Here is a 14,538-nt window from a genome sequence, read left to right as displayed (position 1 = left end):
AGTAAGATTATGGTTTCATGGGGACTTGGCCCAACCCTAGGGTTTGTTCCAATCCCAACATTATGTTCATGTTATGCACCGCCTGACCAGCAGCACCTTTTACCAGGTTATCAATGGCCGAAACCACGATAAGCCGTTTCGTTCGATCATCTACCTGCAAGTAGATATCACAGTAGTTGCTTCCTCGGACATCTTTGAGGCTTGGCGCCTCCTTGCGGATTCGAATAAAGGGTTGATCTTGATAGAACTTGCGGTACATCTCAAAGACCTGATCCTCAGGGATATCTTTGGATAATGCCGCATAAGTGGTAACCAAAATCCCCCTATCTACCGGAAGCAGGTGGGGTGTAAACTGTACCAGACACCTGTTGCCCTCGCAAAACAATCCAAGTTGTTCTTCGATTTCAATGGTATGGCGGTGATTGCCTATTCCATAAGCACGGAAGTTTTCGTTCACATTTGAAAAATGCGTGGTCTCACTCGCTTTTACGCCTGCACCGGTGGTACCGGACTTCGCATCGATGATGATCGTATGAGCCTGTATCAGCTTCCCGGCAAGTGCCGGCGCCAATCCCAAGATGGACGCAGTAGGATAACACCCCGGATTAGCGACCAAATCTGCGTTTGCTATGGCATTGCCGTGTAGTTCGGGCATTCCGTATACCGCATGATCAAATCCCCCGGCATATACATGGCGCTTTTTGTACCAATGCTCGTAGACTACAGGCCCAGTCAACCGGAAATCACCGGATAGATCGATTATCTTCGTTCTGCCCTGCCATTGGCGGGCATATTCCATCGAAACGCCGTGAGGCAATGCCAAAAAAAGTACATCTTGTTTGTCTATATCGATTTCCTCCGCCCGCTCAAGTGGCAAATCCAAGATCCCCACAAATGGCGGATGCAGATCGGAAAATGCCTTACCTGCGTGGCTCTCCGAAGTAATGTGTTCAATGGAAACGAATGGGTGATTGATTAATAGCCTTGCTATTTCGGACCCCGTGTAACCGGAGGCTCCTATGATTGAAGCGTTGATTTTTTTGTTGGTCAATGACATCTATTCGTGAGTTAGCAATTCTCTTAGAACATTCAATGCAGTTTGCAGATCGCTTTTGGGGATATTCAGCGGGGGTACTAAGCGTAAGACATTTTCTGCTGTTGCGTTGGCCACAATACCTCTGTCCATCAGCGATTTGACCAATGGAGCGGCCGGTCGGTCAAATTGTACACCAATCATCAGCCCTATGCCACGAACCTGTCGGATCCGGGGAAACTCCTCTTGAAGATCACGCAGTTCATTCATCAGCCAAGCACCTTTTTCAGTAGCCTCTTCCAAAAGTTTCTCTTCCTGTATGACCTGAAGGGTAGCCAATGCCGCCGCCGAAGCCAAGGGATTGCCGCCAAACGTGGTGCCGTGGTCGCCAAAGTCAATGGCATCACCCACTTTTTCAGCACACAAAAAGGCTCCGATAGGCACGCCTCCTCCCAACCCCTTTGCCAGGGTCATGATATCCGGCTGCACGCCGTAGTAATCCTTGGCAAAGAAATAACCTGTCCTACCCACCCCGCATTGAATCTCGTCGAAAAGGAGCAGGACTCGGTGCTCGTCGCAGTAGTTTCGTAACTGCTGCAGGTATTGGCGGTCTGCGGGTCTGACACCTCCCTCGCCTTGGATTGGTTCCACAATGATTGCAGCTACTTCCTCAGAGGGCACAGCCCTAATGGCAGCAATATCATTAAAGGGAACCTGCACAAAACCGGTTGGAATAGGCCCAAATCCCCTTTGGTATTTTTCCTGCCCGGTAGCAATGGTCGCAAGCGTCCTTCCGTGAAAGGAATTTTGCATGGAAATGATGGTGCCACCCTTTCCGTTTGTATGCGCCCACTTTCTGGCTACCTTAATGGCACCTTCTACGGACTCAGCGCCGCTGTTTGTCAGAAACACATGGTCCATCTGACTGATGTCCACCAACAATTTGCTCAGCGCAACCTGTGGCGGGCTCACGAAAAAATTTGAAATATGCATCAATTCCGAAGCCTGTTCTTGTATGGCCTTTACCACTTTAGGATGGCAATGTCCCACATTGTTTACGGCAATACCAGCCAGCAGGTCAATGTATTCCTTCCCATCCGCATCCCAAAGCCTAGAACCCTTGCCTTTGATAAAAGCAAGCGGAAAACGCTTGAAAGTTGGCAGATAGTGTAATTTGTCTTCTTCGTGCAGGTATCGATTAGAGATTTCCATTTTCAGGGGGTTATAACGGTTCCACATTGCTTTTGATCCACCAGCATGTCAGTGAGATATTCCGGCTTCGTCCCATTGAGGATGGCTACCTTCTTCACGCCATGCTGTAAGGCTTCCAAACAAGAGGCGATTTTTGGGATCATGCCACCTGTAATCGCGGTTCCAAACAATCGCTGAAGTTCTGATGAGGATATAGTCGGAATCAATGAACCGGGGTCTGGAAACGATCTGTAAAGGCCATCCACATCCGTAAGCACTACATATGCATCCACATGCAGTGCAGCGGCTATCCGACCGGCAAAGGCATCTCCGTTTACATTGTAGTCATTCCCTGCTTCGTCTGACGCCAAACAAGCGATGATCGGAGTGTATCCTCCCCTCAGCAAACAATCAATTAGATTGGTATCCACGTGTACCAAGTCTCCCACAGCACCAAGGTCTTGGGCTTGAATGGTTCCATCAGGCAGTTTCTTCTCTTGATGGCGTTTCGTTGCAATGGCAAATTTGCCATCCTTTCCAGAGATACCGACCGCTTTCATTCCGCTTCGGTTTAATGCAGAAACCAGCGAACTGTTTACCTCTCCCTTGAGGGTTCTTTCGATGCATCGCAATGCTTCCACACTGGTGTACCGGTGTCCGTCGTAAAACACCGAACTGATCCCTGCATCCTCTAAAGCCCTATTGATAAAAGGCCCTCCACCGTGAACGAGGACTACTTGGTAGTTTAAATCCTGAAGCTCCTTAAGCTGCTGGGCAATTTCTACTTTGAGATGTTCATGAATCATGGCATTCCCACCGTACTTGATGAGAATTCTAGAGGTATTCATTATAGTATTTTTTTTAGTTTTACGAGGTAAATAAAATTCATTTTCCTCTATTTTTTAGCAGTATAATACCGCACAAAAATTCGAAATAACAGCCACTTTTGGCCACTATGCAAAATGAACAAGCAACAACCGTACCATCGGCAAATAATTATTTCGAAAAATTAGACAAAACACCACTTACTTAAAAATTCACTAAAATTATTACCAAAATTCAAAAAAAAACAAATCTCCCGCAATCCACTTGGAATCAACACCTAGCGCCGTGCTTCAGCCTTCCTTCTCCCGTCGAAAATGGCCGGTCAGCCGGACTTTGGAACCCGTGACTTGAATATGGAAAGCGCCGCCCCTACTGCTCAGTTGATGGGCGGTCATATTTGCCTTGGCTAGCCGTTTTGACCAAAACGGTGACAACATGGCATGGGAAGACCCGGTTGCGTAATCCTCCAATTGCTGCACATGGGGTACCAAGGTGCGGCTTACGAAATCTACCTTGTCTCCGGGAGCAGTAACGGCGTAGCCAAAAATCTCGCTGGCACGCAGCCACTCAAAATTCGGCTGCATGGCTCGCAGGTGATGTTCGGATTCGGTGAGGATCAAATGCTTATTACCCGTCTCGTACATAGCGAGTATTGGAATGCCCAACCCTGCTCGAATTGCCTCGGGCACTTCGATCTCCTGGGTGACCGGAATCGCCTCCAAAAGCAGCGAAACCTGATCCGGATACTGAAAATGTACCTCCATTGATCCAGCGCCATACCGTAACGTAAACGTTTCCAGCCCTTTGTATTTCTGCCCCAAATAGGCCCCTGCGGCGGCGGCACCGTGACCACATAGGCCAATCTCTTCGTCAGGCGCAAACCAGCGGACCGAAAATTCGGCAGGCTGCCGTGGGTTTCGCACTAAAAAAGTCGTGGCAGGCTGCCGATATGCTGCTGCCAGGGCCTGCATATCACCGACAGCTAGCGGCTTGGATAACTCTACCACCGATGCAGGATTTCCCATGTAACCGAGTTCTTCATCGGTAAATACAGCATAAACAGGCACTTCAATAGAGGAATTACTCATTTTTTGGATTTTTAACGGGTTAAGCCTATCGATCGGGTAGAAAACCATCCGATTGGTAATTGATTCGATTTTCGAATCGCATCGGGAGCTCACCTAAACTAACTACCCACCCCCTTTGGACATCCCTTAAGGTTGATGGACCATTAGTTGGCTCTCCAGAAAAACGGCGTGAACAGTACCAAAATGGTAAACAACTCCAACCTACCCAACAACATCAAAAAACTTAAAAACAGTTTGGCAAAAGGGGAGAAAAACGCAAAGTTATCGGTAGGACCTACGTTTCCGATAGCAGGCCCTACGTTCCCAAGCGAGGTAGCTACCGCTCCAAAGGAGGTCAGCAGGTCATAACCTGCAATAGACATCACGATACTCCCCAATACGAAAATCATCAGATAAACCAGAAGAAACGTGAAAATATGGGTGATTATTCGACCATTGACCCGTTCCCCATTTATTTTTAGTGGTATGACGGCTCTTGGATGAACAAGCCGCTTGAACTCCAGGGTGGAGTTTTTCACGAAGGTCAAGTGCCGGATAAACTTGATCCCTCCCGAAGTGGACCCCGCACAGGCCCCGGTAAATAACAGCATAAAGAATATGATGGTGAGGCCTGAATTATATGCCGTATAGTCGGCCGTTACAAAGCCGGTGGTTGTTACCAAAGAAACCACTTGAAACAGGGTGTCCCGAAATGCTTGTTCCCAATGGATCCCGGTAACAAGGTAAACGGCAACCGCAATGAAGATCACCACTAAAGAAACTGATATGAAGTAGGCCTTAAACTCATCACTGGCCCAAACCCGGTTTAACTTGCCCTTCAGTCCCAAGTAGATAAGTGTGAAGTTGGTGCCAGCCAAAAACATAAAAAAAATGGCCGTGTATTGGATGATCGGCTGCGAAAAATACGCCATAGATGCATTCTTAGTGGAAAATCCGCCTGTCGCCATGGTGGTTAGTCCATGATTAACCGCATCGAAAAAAGTCATTCCTTGTAGGTTAAACAGCATGATCAACAGGACTGTCAATCCTACATAAACCAACCACAACCGTTTGGCCGTTTCCTGTATCCGGGGATGCAGTTTGTCCGGGGTAGGCCCCGAGGCTTCCGCTACGAACAGCTCAATACCGCCTATCCCCAACAAGGGAAAAATCGCTACTGTGAGTACGATGATTCCCAAACCTCCGATCCATTGGGTCATGCTACGCCAAAGCAGCACGCCCGATGGGACGGCTTCAATATCTTCCAAGATCGTGGCACCGGTAGTCGTAAACCCAGACACCGTTTCGAAAACAGCATCCGGAAAATGGACGATCGATCCACTGAAAAGATAGGGGAGCAGTCCAAAGATTGTCATAAATACCCAACTCAGTGCGACGATGAGGTATCCCTCCCGTTTACGAATGTTTTGATCTTGGGAGGCAAAGGAAAAAAACAGGGTTGCCCCCACCGTCCCGGATATGAGCGCCGCCATGATCAACGGAAAATCATCCCCACTGCGATAGTAATAGGAAAACGCTATGCAGGGCATCATACTGACAGCCAACAACATGAGTAGTCCACCCATTACTTTAAAAATCGCCTTAAAATGGATCATCTTTTAATTGAATAGTCTCTCTAATACCGGCTTAGCCGAAGGAAGGGCAAGCACTATGGCTTTGTCATTCAGCTGAAGGTGGAAGTTTCCGTCAGGAATAAAGACCTCCTCGCCACGGATCACACCGGCGACAATAGCTGTTTCGGGAAAATGAAGTTTCTTAAGCGACTTTTTCGTCAACCGGTTATTTTTGGTAACGACATATTGCACAAACTCCGCATCCACACCGTGAATACCGGCAATCGCCTCCACGTTCCCTTTCCTTAGGTACCTACTCACATAATTCGCCGCTACCAGTTTCTTGTTGATCAGCGAATCCACCCCGATGCTGTGGGAAATGTGGATATACTCCCGCGTATCCACATGCGCAATCGTTTTATACACCCCGTGATTCTTGGCACTGAGGCTCGTGATGATATTGGTTTCCGAACTTTCCGTCAGCGCCAAAAAACCATCCATGGTTTCCAAGCCTTCGTCGATGAGCAGGCTGATATTTTTATAATCCCCGTGAATAACCAACGAGTGGTCCAAACGCTGCGAGAGCCACTTGCAACGCTCCTTTTGGTTGTGTATCAGCGTGACCCGATAAGACTCCTCTAACTTCTTAGCAGTAGAATACGCCAAGTCATCACCACCGATGATCATGACCTGATTGATCTGCACTTCCTTATGCCGGATCAATTCTTTGACTGATTCCACGGCGCTTTTATTTGAGATGAAATACACATGGTCGCCGTTTCTGATATAAGTGTCTCCTTTGGGAATAATCGTGATCTGATCCCTCACCAGTGCTATGATACGAATATCTTCAAAAATCGGGTCGGTGCTGGCATCCGCAAGCCGCTTATTAACCAGTGGCGAATACCGGTCCAGGGTAATTCCCACGACATTGAGCTTGCCTCCTTCAAATTCCATCACATCCGAAAAGGTGGAATTTTTCATCATTCGGGTGATTTCGTTGCTGCAAAGCATGGAAGGTGAAATGATGGAGTCAATGCCCAGATTCAAAAAATAGCCTTGGTTCTCCGAAAACAGGTAGTCGTGGCTGCGAACCCGTGCGATTACCTTTTTGGCCCCAAGTTGCTTTGCCATTACCGCAGTGACCAGGTTTGTCTTTTCGGAGGTGGTGACCGCCAATACTAAATGGGCATGGTGCACATTAGCCCGTCTAAGTACCTCGATAGATGCCGAGTCCCCCAGTAATGTAAGCACATCCAATTGGGAGGAAGCACTTTCCAATACATCTGCATCGAGGTCAATAAGGGTGATATCGTTGTGTTCGAAGCTAAGCTGCTCCGCCAAATGAAACCCCATATCACCCGCACCGGCAATCACAATGTTCATGGCCATCACAAAAATTTTCTGTTGTGGTTTACTTCGGCAAAAATACGCAAGAATATTCGGCATTTTGCAATTTCATTGAACTATTTGCGGCTCAGCAGCAAAACCTAAGGATCTGGTCAACAGAACGAAAACAGGGGCAAAAAAGGCTCTGGAATGGGATTGCAAGCGGTCTTGATTCTTTTGGTCAGAGACAAATTTGGAGGTCTTTCCGGTGACCTGTCGGAGTCTAGCCGAGTTTCAGCTCATAGATCAAGTTTTTCATCTGTTTATATTTCATCGCATCAATGGAGTGGAAGACCATATACACATGGCTATTTCCCAGCACCCATCTATTTCCTTAGCCAATCTCATAAAAGACATAAAATTAGCATCCAATAAAATGATAAAAGCCCAAGGTCTTTTTGATGATTTTGAAGGATGGCAAGAAGGATATGGGGCATTTACTTTTGGGTATTCTGCTCTTGGTCGGGTGGTCGATTACATCAAAAATCAGGAGCAGCATCACCGTAAAGTCAGTTCTTTGGAGGAGTATGTGTTGCTGCTAAATGAATTTGGGGTCAATTATGATCCTCGGTATCTCTTGTAATTCAAGCCCTGCCAGGGTTGGGGGTATTTTGGGGATCTGTATTTTTTACCCCGAGTGGCGACTCGGGGCTAGGGCCCACAGGGGTTTGAAACCCCTAAAGGGGTTTTACGGGCGTGTGGATTTTTCTCCTCTTTGGCGACACGGATATTTGCATGGATCTGAGCATTGTGAAAATACTTTCTATAGGCCTCAAAAGCCTCCAGCATGGGCTGCTGATCTTGGTGTGAGAGGTATTTCTTTCGTACGGAGTTTTGAAATAGCGCCATGCTAGAAAGAAGTGGAAACGGATTACTAAAAGGATACAGTTGCTAAAAATAGAAAGAATGTACTTGAATTTAAACTAATTCCGAAAAATCATCTGTAAAAGGATTCCTCAAAAAAATTTGGTTAAGCATAAGAAATCTGAATTAATGAAATTATTTCAATTGGTACTCAATAGAAAAGTCTAAATTGATTCCGGAAAACTCATTCAAATTGGGTAGCTTATCGGTAAGAAAAATTGCGTTAAACAAGGTACCATCATACGTAGAAATTAAACTAACTATATGACTTCAAATCCATTGTTAATGAAAAGACATCAGGCAAACCTTCTACGAATTGGACTACCCGACTCCATCATTTTTACATTGATTCTCAACGCATTTGCGCAGAAAAGTCCAACACCTCTGAAAATAGTTATTCTTGCCGGACAATCCAATATGGTAGGGCATGGTGAGATCGAAAAGGGAGGTCGGGGAAACCTGAACTACCTGGTGGAAAACGATGATAAGGGAGAATATCAGCACCTAGTAAATGAACATGGTGAATGGAAGATGCGGGAGGATGTATTTATTTATTTTAACAATGCGGAGAAAATTCATTCCGGAAGATTGACGGTTGGCTTTGGTGCCAATGAAAATACAATAGGCCCCGAATTGCAATTTGGCCATGTAATAGGAGATCATTTCGATGAAGATGTGCTGCTAATAAAAACAGCCTGGGGTGGCAAAAGCCTTGCGGTTGATTTTTTCCCTCCGGGTGAATTGGAGCATGTAAAACCTCCTCTCGTTGCCGGAGATACCGGATACTACTATGTTCAGATGATATCCATCGTAAATGAAGTTTTAGGCAATTTGCAAGATCATGTGCCCTCATACACAGGACAGGGGTATGAAATTGCGGGATTTGGCTGGCATCAGGGATGGAATGACCGGATCAATCAAGTGGCCAATGATGCCTACAGGGAGAATATGATCCGGTTTATCCAGGAGGTTCGAAAAGACCTTGGCGTTCCAACCCTTCCATTTGTAATTGCTACGACTGGCATGTCGGGCTGGGAGGAAACCCATCCTAGGGCCTTATCATTGATGGAGGCCCAATTGGCGGTAGCGGATTACCCGGAATTTATGGGCAATGTCAACGTTGTGGATACAAGAGATTTCTGGCGTAACGTAGAAGACTCCCCAGCGGATCAGTCCTATCACTGGAACCGAAACGCCGCATCCTATTTCCTTATTGGCAAATCAATGGGTGAATCAATGATTGCTATTCTTGAACCCTGAATCGTGATCAGGATTGAAAATGCAAAAAATCAGGGCGATAGAAAGGAGTACTTGCAAATTACACCTGTGCCGTTCTTTGCTGGTCGGCGAACCCTTTTGTTCTATAGCAAGTAACCAATTAAATGAACATTTCGTAACCATAACATATGGACTATCAACTTCTGAATAGAATCACAATAAATCCCGAAATTTGCCATGGGAAACCCACCATTAGGAATAAACGATACACAGTAGATTTAATTCTTGACTTGTTATCAGCCGGAACAACCCATGCTGAAATATTGGCCAATTATCCTAAACTGGAAGAAGAAGATATCTTGGCTTGCTTAGCCTATGCGAGGAAAATATCAAAGTATTCAAACTACACGAAGATTTCAGGATGACGCATCCTTTTGTGTGATGATTTCGTCATGCCTGCTTGCCATAGGCATTCTCGATTTCCTGACCTATAATTTAATTAGCCTCACCCTCAGCTAAAAATAGGTTATCCGCATAGAAATCACAAATGAAATAAAAGGACCGTTATTTTTTAATAGATGTGTGTATAACAGGCCTTTTCAAAACTAAGCCAGACCGAGTTCGAAATTGCGAACTTTTGTTTACTAAGACGTTCTTTAGTAAGCCATTGCAAATGGCCTAAAAGGGGTTACGACTGCAAAGGAGTTTAGGAATATTAGGGTGTAGATCATTCTACACCCAGTCGAAGTTTTCCTCATACTCGATTTCATTCCATTAGAGGTATGAATAGCCTCCATCAATATTTTGCCTCTTCACCCTTCATTGGAACTGATTGTTGAATAAACTCTCGGAGATCATTGGTAGAAGATACCAAATCTTCCTCCCGCACGTACATCATATGACCACTTTCATACACTTTAAAGTGAAAACGGTCTTTCATTTTGCCGCTTGGATCAAGCTTCCACATACCATTCATTTGTCTGAAATAATTGACCAACATGTCGTAATATCCTGCCTGAAATAATACTTCAAGTTTGGGGTTTTGCATCATGGCATTACGTAATTTCTCTCCGGTCCCATCCGTAAATCTATCCCATGGCCAAGGAAATACCGGACCGGAAACAAGGTATTGCAGGTCTGTTTTAAAATTTAAATCATCTCGAAGATATGCGTTAATGGCAGGCGTGAAGGCATTATCCCAAGCAGCTGCCTCCGGTGGCGTACTTCCGGTAAAGGCATCGCCAGCATCCATTTTATCTATGCCCTTATACCTTGCATCCGAAAGACCAACGAAATATCCTTCATCCCTTAGTAACTCTTTTCTGAAAGCACCAGTAGGGACGGTCAGATTGTGGTCCAAGATGAATTCCTTTTTGAGACCGGTGTACCGGGCCAGTTTTTCCGCAACCTCCTGTTTCTGATCTTCACCAATAAATCCACCTCTTTCGACTGCCGGCAAATATTTCTCAATGGCGTAGGTTTCAACTTCTGAGAGAACTTCAGTAAGGGTTTTTTTCTGTAAATCATCCGGTAGCTTTTTGTGATACCAGGCTACCGCAGCGTAGTTTGGTAATTGAAGTACTTCATTACTGGCAATAGGTAGTTCCATTTTTGTTCCGGAAACAATAATTACTCCGTTGAGGTAAATCCCGTGGTTATCCTGCAGTTCACCGGATAAGCCCGCTACGCGTGTAGCAGCATAACTCTCCCCAATCAGAAACTTTGGAGATCTCCAACGTCCGTGTCTTGACAGGAAATTGTCAATCCAGTCCGCCAGATAGGTAATGTCTTGATATACGCCAAAAAAATCTTCACGCTTACCGTCATTCAATAGGCGTGAAAAACCCGTATTAACCGGATCAACAAATACGAGATCTGCTACATCTATAATGGAATGTGGATTATCGACGATGCCATAAGGTTGTATGGGATATCCTTCATCACTTATTTCCAGCCGTTTCGGACTTGTATAACCCAAATGCATCCATACCGATGCAGCTCCCGGCCCTCCATTGAATGAAAATGCAATGGGTCGGTTATCCACCTGATCGACATCACTTCGTTTGTAATAGGTATAAAACAGCGCAGCATCAATTTCTCCATCTTTACCGTATACCGGCTGAGTGCCCACTGTTACTTGATAGGGAATTCTCTTCCCGTTGACAATCACTTCGCTGGAAGACACAAGAGACGTGTCGGCCGGCAATATATTCCTTTGGGCATGCACTGTTGTCACACAACCAAAAACTAGCAGTAAATGGAAGATTGTTTGGTAGATAAATTTACTGGTTCTATGATACATAGTCACGTATTTATTTGGGGATTAAACAATTACTTACCTAATTCGACTAGGATGTTCTTCGGTTAACAATACGGGGTATCGCCGTCTTATCATAGCTTGTTCCTCAGGACTCATTTCACCGATTTCCGTTGGCACATCCTGTGGCCTTGTGCCTTTCTGATTTAGGCGGTTCATCAGACTCCAATTACGGATAGGCTTTCCAGGTTGCGCATCCTCGGGTTCAGAGGCTTCCAGGTCATACCGTGTAAAGTCAATCACCTTTTCCGGCGACTGTTCAATCCAATTTCTTAGGGTAGCCATACGGAAGTCCTTGTTCATAAACCAACGGATCTCCAACTCCGGCTCAGACCCACAGATACCGGATCCTCTATGCACAAACTGATAATCCAGGTCATCGTTATTTTTATAGTGTTCCCTCCAAAGCATGCCAAACTCCCCGTGGGTAACCATCTGGGCATCCGGCCACCTGCGACGGATTTCGCTCAACCACACGGTCAACCCTTCCATCCCATTGCGCCCTTGGTAGAAGGGGAAAAGCTGCCTAGCCTCAACCAAACTCAGCTCCCAGGTAGAGGTCACCCAAGCGAACCCGTTCAGATCAAATCCCTTGTCAAAATGGGTGGATGTAGTGGCCAGCATCTGCCGCACACCCAATTCGGTTCCTAGTCGTATCACCGTCTCTATGGGGCCCACTCCCATCCGACTACCGCAGTTCACCCCGTCGATCCGACGTGCACCCGGATACCTGGCGTTCAGAAAATCTACCGTCCAGCCGTCGAGGTTCACGCAGTCAATTTTATCCACTTCACTTTGTGCAGGCTTGCAGTAATGCTCTCTGGATGGATAATAAGGGTATACGATGGAACCATCCCCATCCCCATTATCCACGGCATATTGACTCCATATGGTGCCCTGACATACGTGGATTCCTTCTTCCTCTGCCAGGTACCGTAGGTTCTCCGCCGCCATAAAACCCCCAATCACCGCTTGCGGCCGGTATCCATCACCCACCATTTCGGACACCTTTTTCAAGCCTTCATGAAAGTCTCTGTTTGTCTGTTCCCTAGAATTGTACATGGGCGAAAAGTACGCTCCCGGAATAAAGGTAATCTCATCCCCGTATTGCTTATGATAGGATACGATCAGATCCCGCAGTTCTCGGTAGTTTTCCCGCTTATCGTGCAGTGCCAGCCAACTGAAAGCCCAAGTCATGCGTGCACCCGGCCAAGCATCTGCTATGGCTTCCCGTAGAATTTTCGCCTCCCTGGGGCTGTGAACAGATGATTCATCCACCCCTTTTGCCTCATTTCGGGAAACTTCAATCTGATTTACCCGAACCACAGACGCAAAGGTAAGGAAGCGGTTTCCCATCAAGGAAAGTGGTGCTTCTTGATCGGTAGTCAATAAATAGGCATGCTTGAACTCCGCACCCGAAGCTTCCGGTTGACCGATCAAGGCAGTCCAACTTACCAGACACACTCCTGATAGGAGCAGGGCGGGCCATACGTATCGGTTAATGATTTTTTTGTACATTCTATCAAATTTCAAAATATCGACATATTCAGCCGCTATACACCATCTGTTTCTGCATAGAAGACCAAAGGGCATACGGACTTTTTATTTAAAATGGAGGCATCAATCCGGCTGTTCAAGCTGGTATTCAACATCATAAAACATCAAGTGACGTACTCTCCAACTAGGGGGTTCCAGGAACAATGGCTGTGGCAGTCGGTGATCCCAATCCCCCAACTCCTGTAACATGGCCTTTGTCCGATCCAGATGAATAAGTGCTAAGTTGTTGGTTTCTGCCATATCCGTCGATAGATCAAAGAGCATGGGAAGTCTATCGGGCAGGCGAATGAGTTTCCAATTACCCAGCCTATAGGCCATGGAAACTGTATATCCCCATTTCATGGGCCGAGAGGGGATGGTTTTGCCGGATCCAGTTAAAAACGGCAACAGGTCCATTCCATCTAGTTCTTCTTTTGACGACACAGACCCACCAGCAGCCCGTACAAACGTCGGAAAAATATCCAACGCAGATACCACCTCGCTAATCTCTACGCCAGTATTCAGTTCTCTAGGCCACTTAACAATGAAAGGAACCCGGATACCTCCTTCCAACAAAGTGGTTTTCTGCCCTCGAAAGGGCGCATTGATGGAACCGTTTGCGATCGGATCAACAGTAGGTCCCCCATTGTCACTTAGAAAAACAACCAAGGTATTCTCCTCCAGTCCTTCAGACTGTAGGGCATCCAGCATCTTCCCTACATTTTGATCCAGCCGGTATACCATCGCGCAATAGGTTCTTCTCAACTCATCCTCGATGTGAGTGAACAACGTCAGATCGTCCGATCTGGCCTGCATGGGTGAGTGCGGGGCGTTAAAGGAGGTCAACAGAAAGAATGGACTGTCTTTGTGCCTTCGGATAAAATCAACGCTTTCATTCCCGATGTCATCCGTCATATAGGTCAGTGGCCCGGGAGTTTTGTAATTGCAATATATGGGAGATAAGAGATCTTCGCCGTCGGCTTCTGCCTCAAAATAGTTATGGCCGCCACCCAAAAAACCCCAAAACTCTTCAAACCCTCTTTTGAGGGGATGGAATTGCGGCTTTTCGCCTAGATGCCATTTGCCAATCAGCCCGGTAGTGTATCCAAGCTCGCCCAGCCTATCGGCTATTGTTGTTTCGCTGAGTGGAAGACCTTTAAATTCAGGGTCGAACCCGGGTTGGTCAGGGCCAAAGTTATTGTTGAACCCGAATCGTAGCTGATTCTTTCCGGTTAATAGACCCGCACGGGAAGGGGCACACACGGTGGATGATACATAGGCGGTTTTGAAGACAATGCCCTCCGCCCCCAAACGATCAATGTTCGGAGTAGGTATTTGCTTGCTTCCGTGCATGCCTAGGTCTCCATATCCCAGGTCGTCTACTAGGATTAGGATCAGGTTGGGGGGTTCTTTTCCGAATCCAGAGAATGGCAGGCAGATTAGAAAGAGATAAAGCTTCAATGCCGTATGAATTCTCCTAAAATCGGTAAAATCAAGCATGTACGTGTCATTCGTTTTAACTGG

13 protein-coding genes are annotated in these 14,538 nt (G+C 46.3%); 3 read left to right on the top strand and 10 right to left on the bottom strand.

Going from position 1 to position 14,538, the window contains the following annotated elements; translation table 11 throughout:
* Window positions 1-7 precede the first annotated feature (7 nt).
* The 6 genes from argC to trkA all read right to left on the bottom strand — a co-directional run bounded on the left by argC (window position 8) and on the right by trkA (window position 7,082).
* Window positions 8-1,057, bottom strand: a complete 1,050-nt coding sequence (gene argC, locus IAQ59_RS15965; RefSeq protein ID WP_245189646.1) for an N-acetyl-gamma-glutamyl-phosphate reductase — start codon at window positions 1,055-1,057, stop codon at window positions 8-10.
* Window positions 1,058-2,245, bottom strand: a complete 1,188-nt coding sequence (locus tag IAQ59_RS15960) for an aspartate aminotransferase family protein (RefSeq protein ID WP_209331833.1) — start codon at window positions 2,243-2,245, stop codon at window positions 1,058-1,060.
* Between the two features lie 2 nt (window positions 2,246-2,247).
* On the bottom strand, window positions 2,248-3,072 hold the full coding sequence (gene argB / locus IAQ59_RS15955) for an acetylglutamate kinase (RefSeq protein ID WP_209331832.1): 825 nt from the start codon (window positions 3,070-3,072) through the stop codon (window positions 2,248-2,250).
* Window positions 3,073-3,339: 267 nt separating this feature from the next.
* On the bottom strand, window positions 3,340-4,137 hold the full coding sequence (locus IAQ59_RS15950; protein ID WP_209331831.1) for a PhzF family phenazine biosynthesis protein: 798 nt from the start codon (window positions 4,135-4,137) through the stop codon (window positions 3,340-3,342).
* A gap of 143 nt (window positions 4,138-4,280) precedes the next feature.
* The gene (locus tag IAQ59_RS15945) at window positions 4,281-5,732 is read right to left on the bottom strand and encodes a TrkH family potassium uptake protein (RefSeq protein WP_209331830.1); all 1,452 of its coding nucleotides are present in this window, start codon (window positions 5,730-5,732) and stop codon (window positions 4,281-4,283) included.
* Window positions 5,733-5,735: 3 nt separating this feature from the next.
* A complete protein-coding gene (trkA, locus tag IAQ59_RS15940) occupies window positions 5,736-7,082 on the bottom strand; it encodes a Trk system potassium transporter TrkA (protein ID WP_209331829.1) in 1,347 nt (448 codons plus the stop codon).
* Window positions 7,083-7,287: 205 nt separating this feature from the next.
* Here trkA and IAQ59_RS15935 point away from each other — a divergent pair, with 205 nt between their 5' ends.
* The gene (locus tag IAQ59_RS15935; RefSeq protein ID WP_342450717.1) at window positions 7,288-7,662 is read left to right on the top strand and encodes a transposase; all 375 of its coding nucleotides are present in this window, start codon (window positions 7,288-7,290) and stop codon (window positions 7,660-7,662) included.
* A gap of 68 nt (window positions 7,663-7,730) precedes the next feature.
* Here the strand turns inward: IAQ59_RS15935 and IAQ59_RS15930 are convergent, their stop codons facing one another.
* The gene (locus IAQ59_RS15930; RefSeq protein WP_209331828.1) at window positions 7,731-7,928 is read right to left on the bottom strand and encodes a hypothetical protein; all 198 of its coding nucleotides are present in this window, start codon (window positions 7,926-7,928) and stop codon (window positions 7,731-7,733) included.
* Between the two features lie 300 nt (window positions 7,929-8,228).
* On the opposite strand from IAQ59_RS15930, the gene IAQ59_RS15925 reads away from it, so the two are divergent.
* Window positions 8,229-9,203, top strand: a complete 975-nt coding sequence (locus tag IAQ59_RS15925; RefSeq protein WP_209331827.1) for a sialate O-acetylesterase — start codon at window positions 8,229-8,231, stop codon at window positions 9,201-9,203.
* 146 nt (window positions 9,204-9,349) lie between these two features.
* Window positions 9,350-9,586: a DUF433 domain-containing protein gene (locus IAQ59_RS15920; protein WP_209331826.1), complete on the top strand. Its 237-nt coding sequence runs from the start codon at window positions 9,350-9,352 to the stop codon at window positions 9,584-9,586.
* 371 nt (window positions 9,587-9,957) lie between these two features.
* Here IAQ59_RS15920 and IAQ59_RS15915 read toward each other — a convergent pair whose 3' ends face one another.
* From IAQ59_RS15915 to IAQ59_RS15905, 3 genes are all read right to left on the bottom strand, one after another.
* Window positions 9,958-11,463, bottom strand: a complete 1,506-nt coding sequence (locus tag IAQ59_RS15915; protein ID WP_209331825.1) for a S10 family peptidase — start codon at window positions 11,461-11,463, stop codon at window positions 9,958-9,960.
* A 33-nt stretch (window positions 11,464-11,496) separates the two neighbouring features.
* Window positions 11,497-12,996 carry a DUF3863 domain-containing protein gene (locus IAQ59_RS15910; RefSeq protein ID WP_209331824.1) on the bottom strand — a complete coding sequence of 500 codons (1,500 nt, stop codon included), beginning with the start codon at window positions 12,994-12,996 and terminating at the stop codon, window positions 11,497-11,499.
* Between the two features lie 102 nt (window positions 12,997-13,098).
* Window positions 13,099-14,514: a sulfatase-like hydrolase/transferase gene (locus tag IAQ59_RS15905; RefSeq protein WP_209331823.1), complete on the bottom strand. Its 1,416-nt coding sequence runs from the start codon at window positions 14,512-14,514 to the stop codon at window positions 13,099-13,101.
* Window positions 14,515-14,538: the final 24 nt, after the last annotated feature.

It is taken from the genome of Lunatimonas salinarum (assembly GCF_017811155.1).
GTDB lineage: Bacteria > Bacteroidota > Bacteroidia > Cytophagales > Cyclobacteriaceae > Lunatimonas > Lunatimonas salinarum.
The sequence above is the reverse complement of the archived record's forward strand: the minus strand, read 5'-3'. Positions and strand labels throughout refer to the sequence as shown.

Bases quoted from the DNA above. Each gene is read 5' to 3' on its own strand.
- argC (WP_245189646.1), bottom strand. From the start codon at position 1,057: ATGTCATTGACCAACAAAAAAATCAACGCTTCAATCATAGGAGCCTCC.
- IAQ59_RS15960 (WP_209331833.1), bottom strand. From the start codon at position 2,245: ATGGAAATCTCTAATCGATACCTGCACGAAGAAGACAAATTACACTAT.
- argB (WP_209331832.1), bottom strand. From the start codon at position 3,072: ATGAATACCTCTAGAATTCTCATCAAGTACGGTGGGAATGCCATGATT.
- IAQ59_RS15950 (WP_209331831.1), bottom strand. From the start codon at position 4,137: ATGAGTAATTCCTCTATTGAAGTGCCTGTTTATGCTGTATTTACCGAT.
- IAQ59_RS15945 (WP_209331830.1), bottom strand. From the start codon at position 5,732: ATGATCCATTTTAAGGCGATTTTTAAAGTAATGGGTGGACTACTCATG.
- trkA (WP_209331829.1), bottom strand. From the start codon at position 7,082: ATGGCCATGAACATTGTGATTGCCGGTGCGGGTGATATGGGGTTTCAT.
- IAQ59_RS15930 (WP_209331828.1), bottom strand. From the start codon at position 7,928: ATGGCGCTATTTCAAAACTCCGTACGAAAGAAATACCTCTCACACCAA.
- IAQ59_RS15925 (WP_209331827.1), top strand. From the start codon at position 8,229: ATGAAAAGACATCAGGCAAACCTTCTACGAATTGGACTACCCGACTCC.
- IAQ59_RS15920 (WP_209331826.1), top strand. From the start codon at position 9,350: ATGGACTATCAACTTCTGAATAGAATCACAATAAATCCCGAAATTTGC.
- IAQ59_RS15915 (WP_209331825.1), bottom strand. From the start codon at position 11,463: ATGTATCATAGAACCAGTAAATTTATCTACCAAACAATCTTCCATTTA.
- IAQ59_RS15910 (WP_209331824.1), bottom strand. From the start codon at position 12,996: ATGTACAAAAAAATCATTAACCGATACGTATGGCCCGCCCTGCTCCTA.
- IAQ59_RS15905 (WP_209331823.1), bottom strand. From the start codon at position 14,514: ATGCTTGATTTTACCGATTTTAGGAGAATTCATACGGCATTGAAGCTT.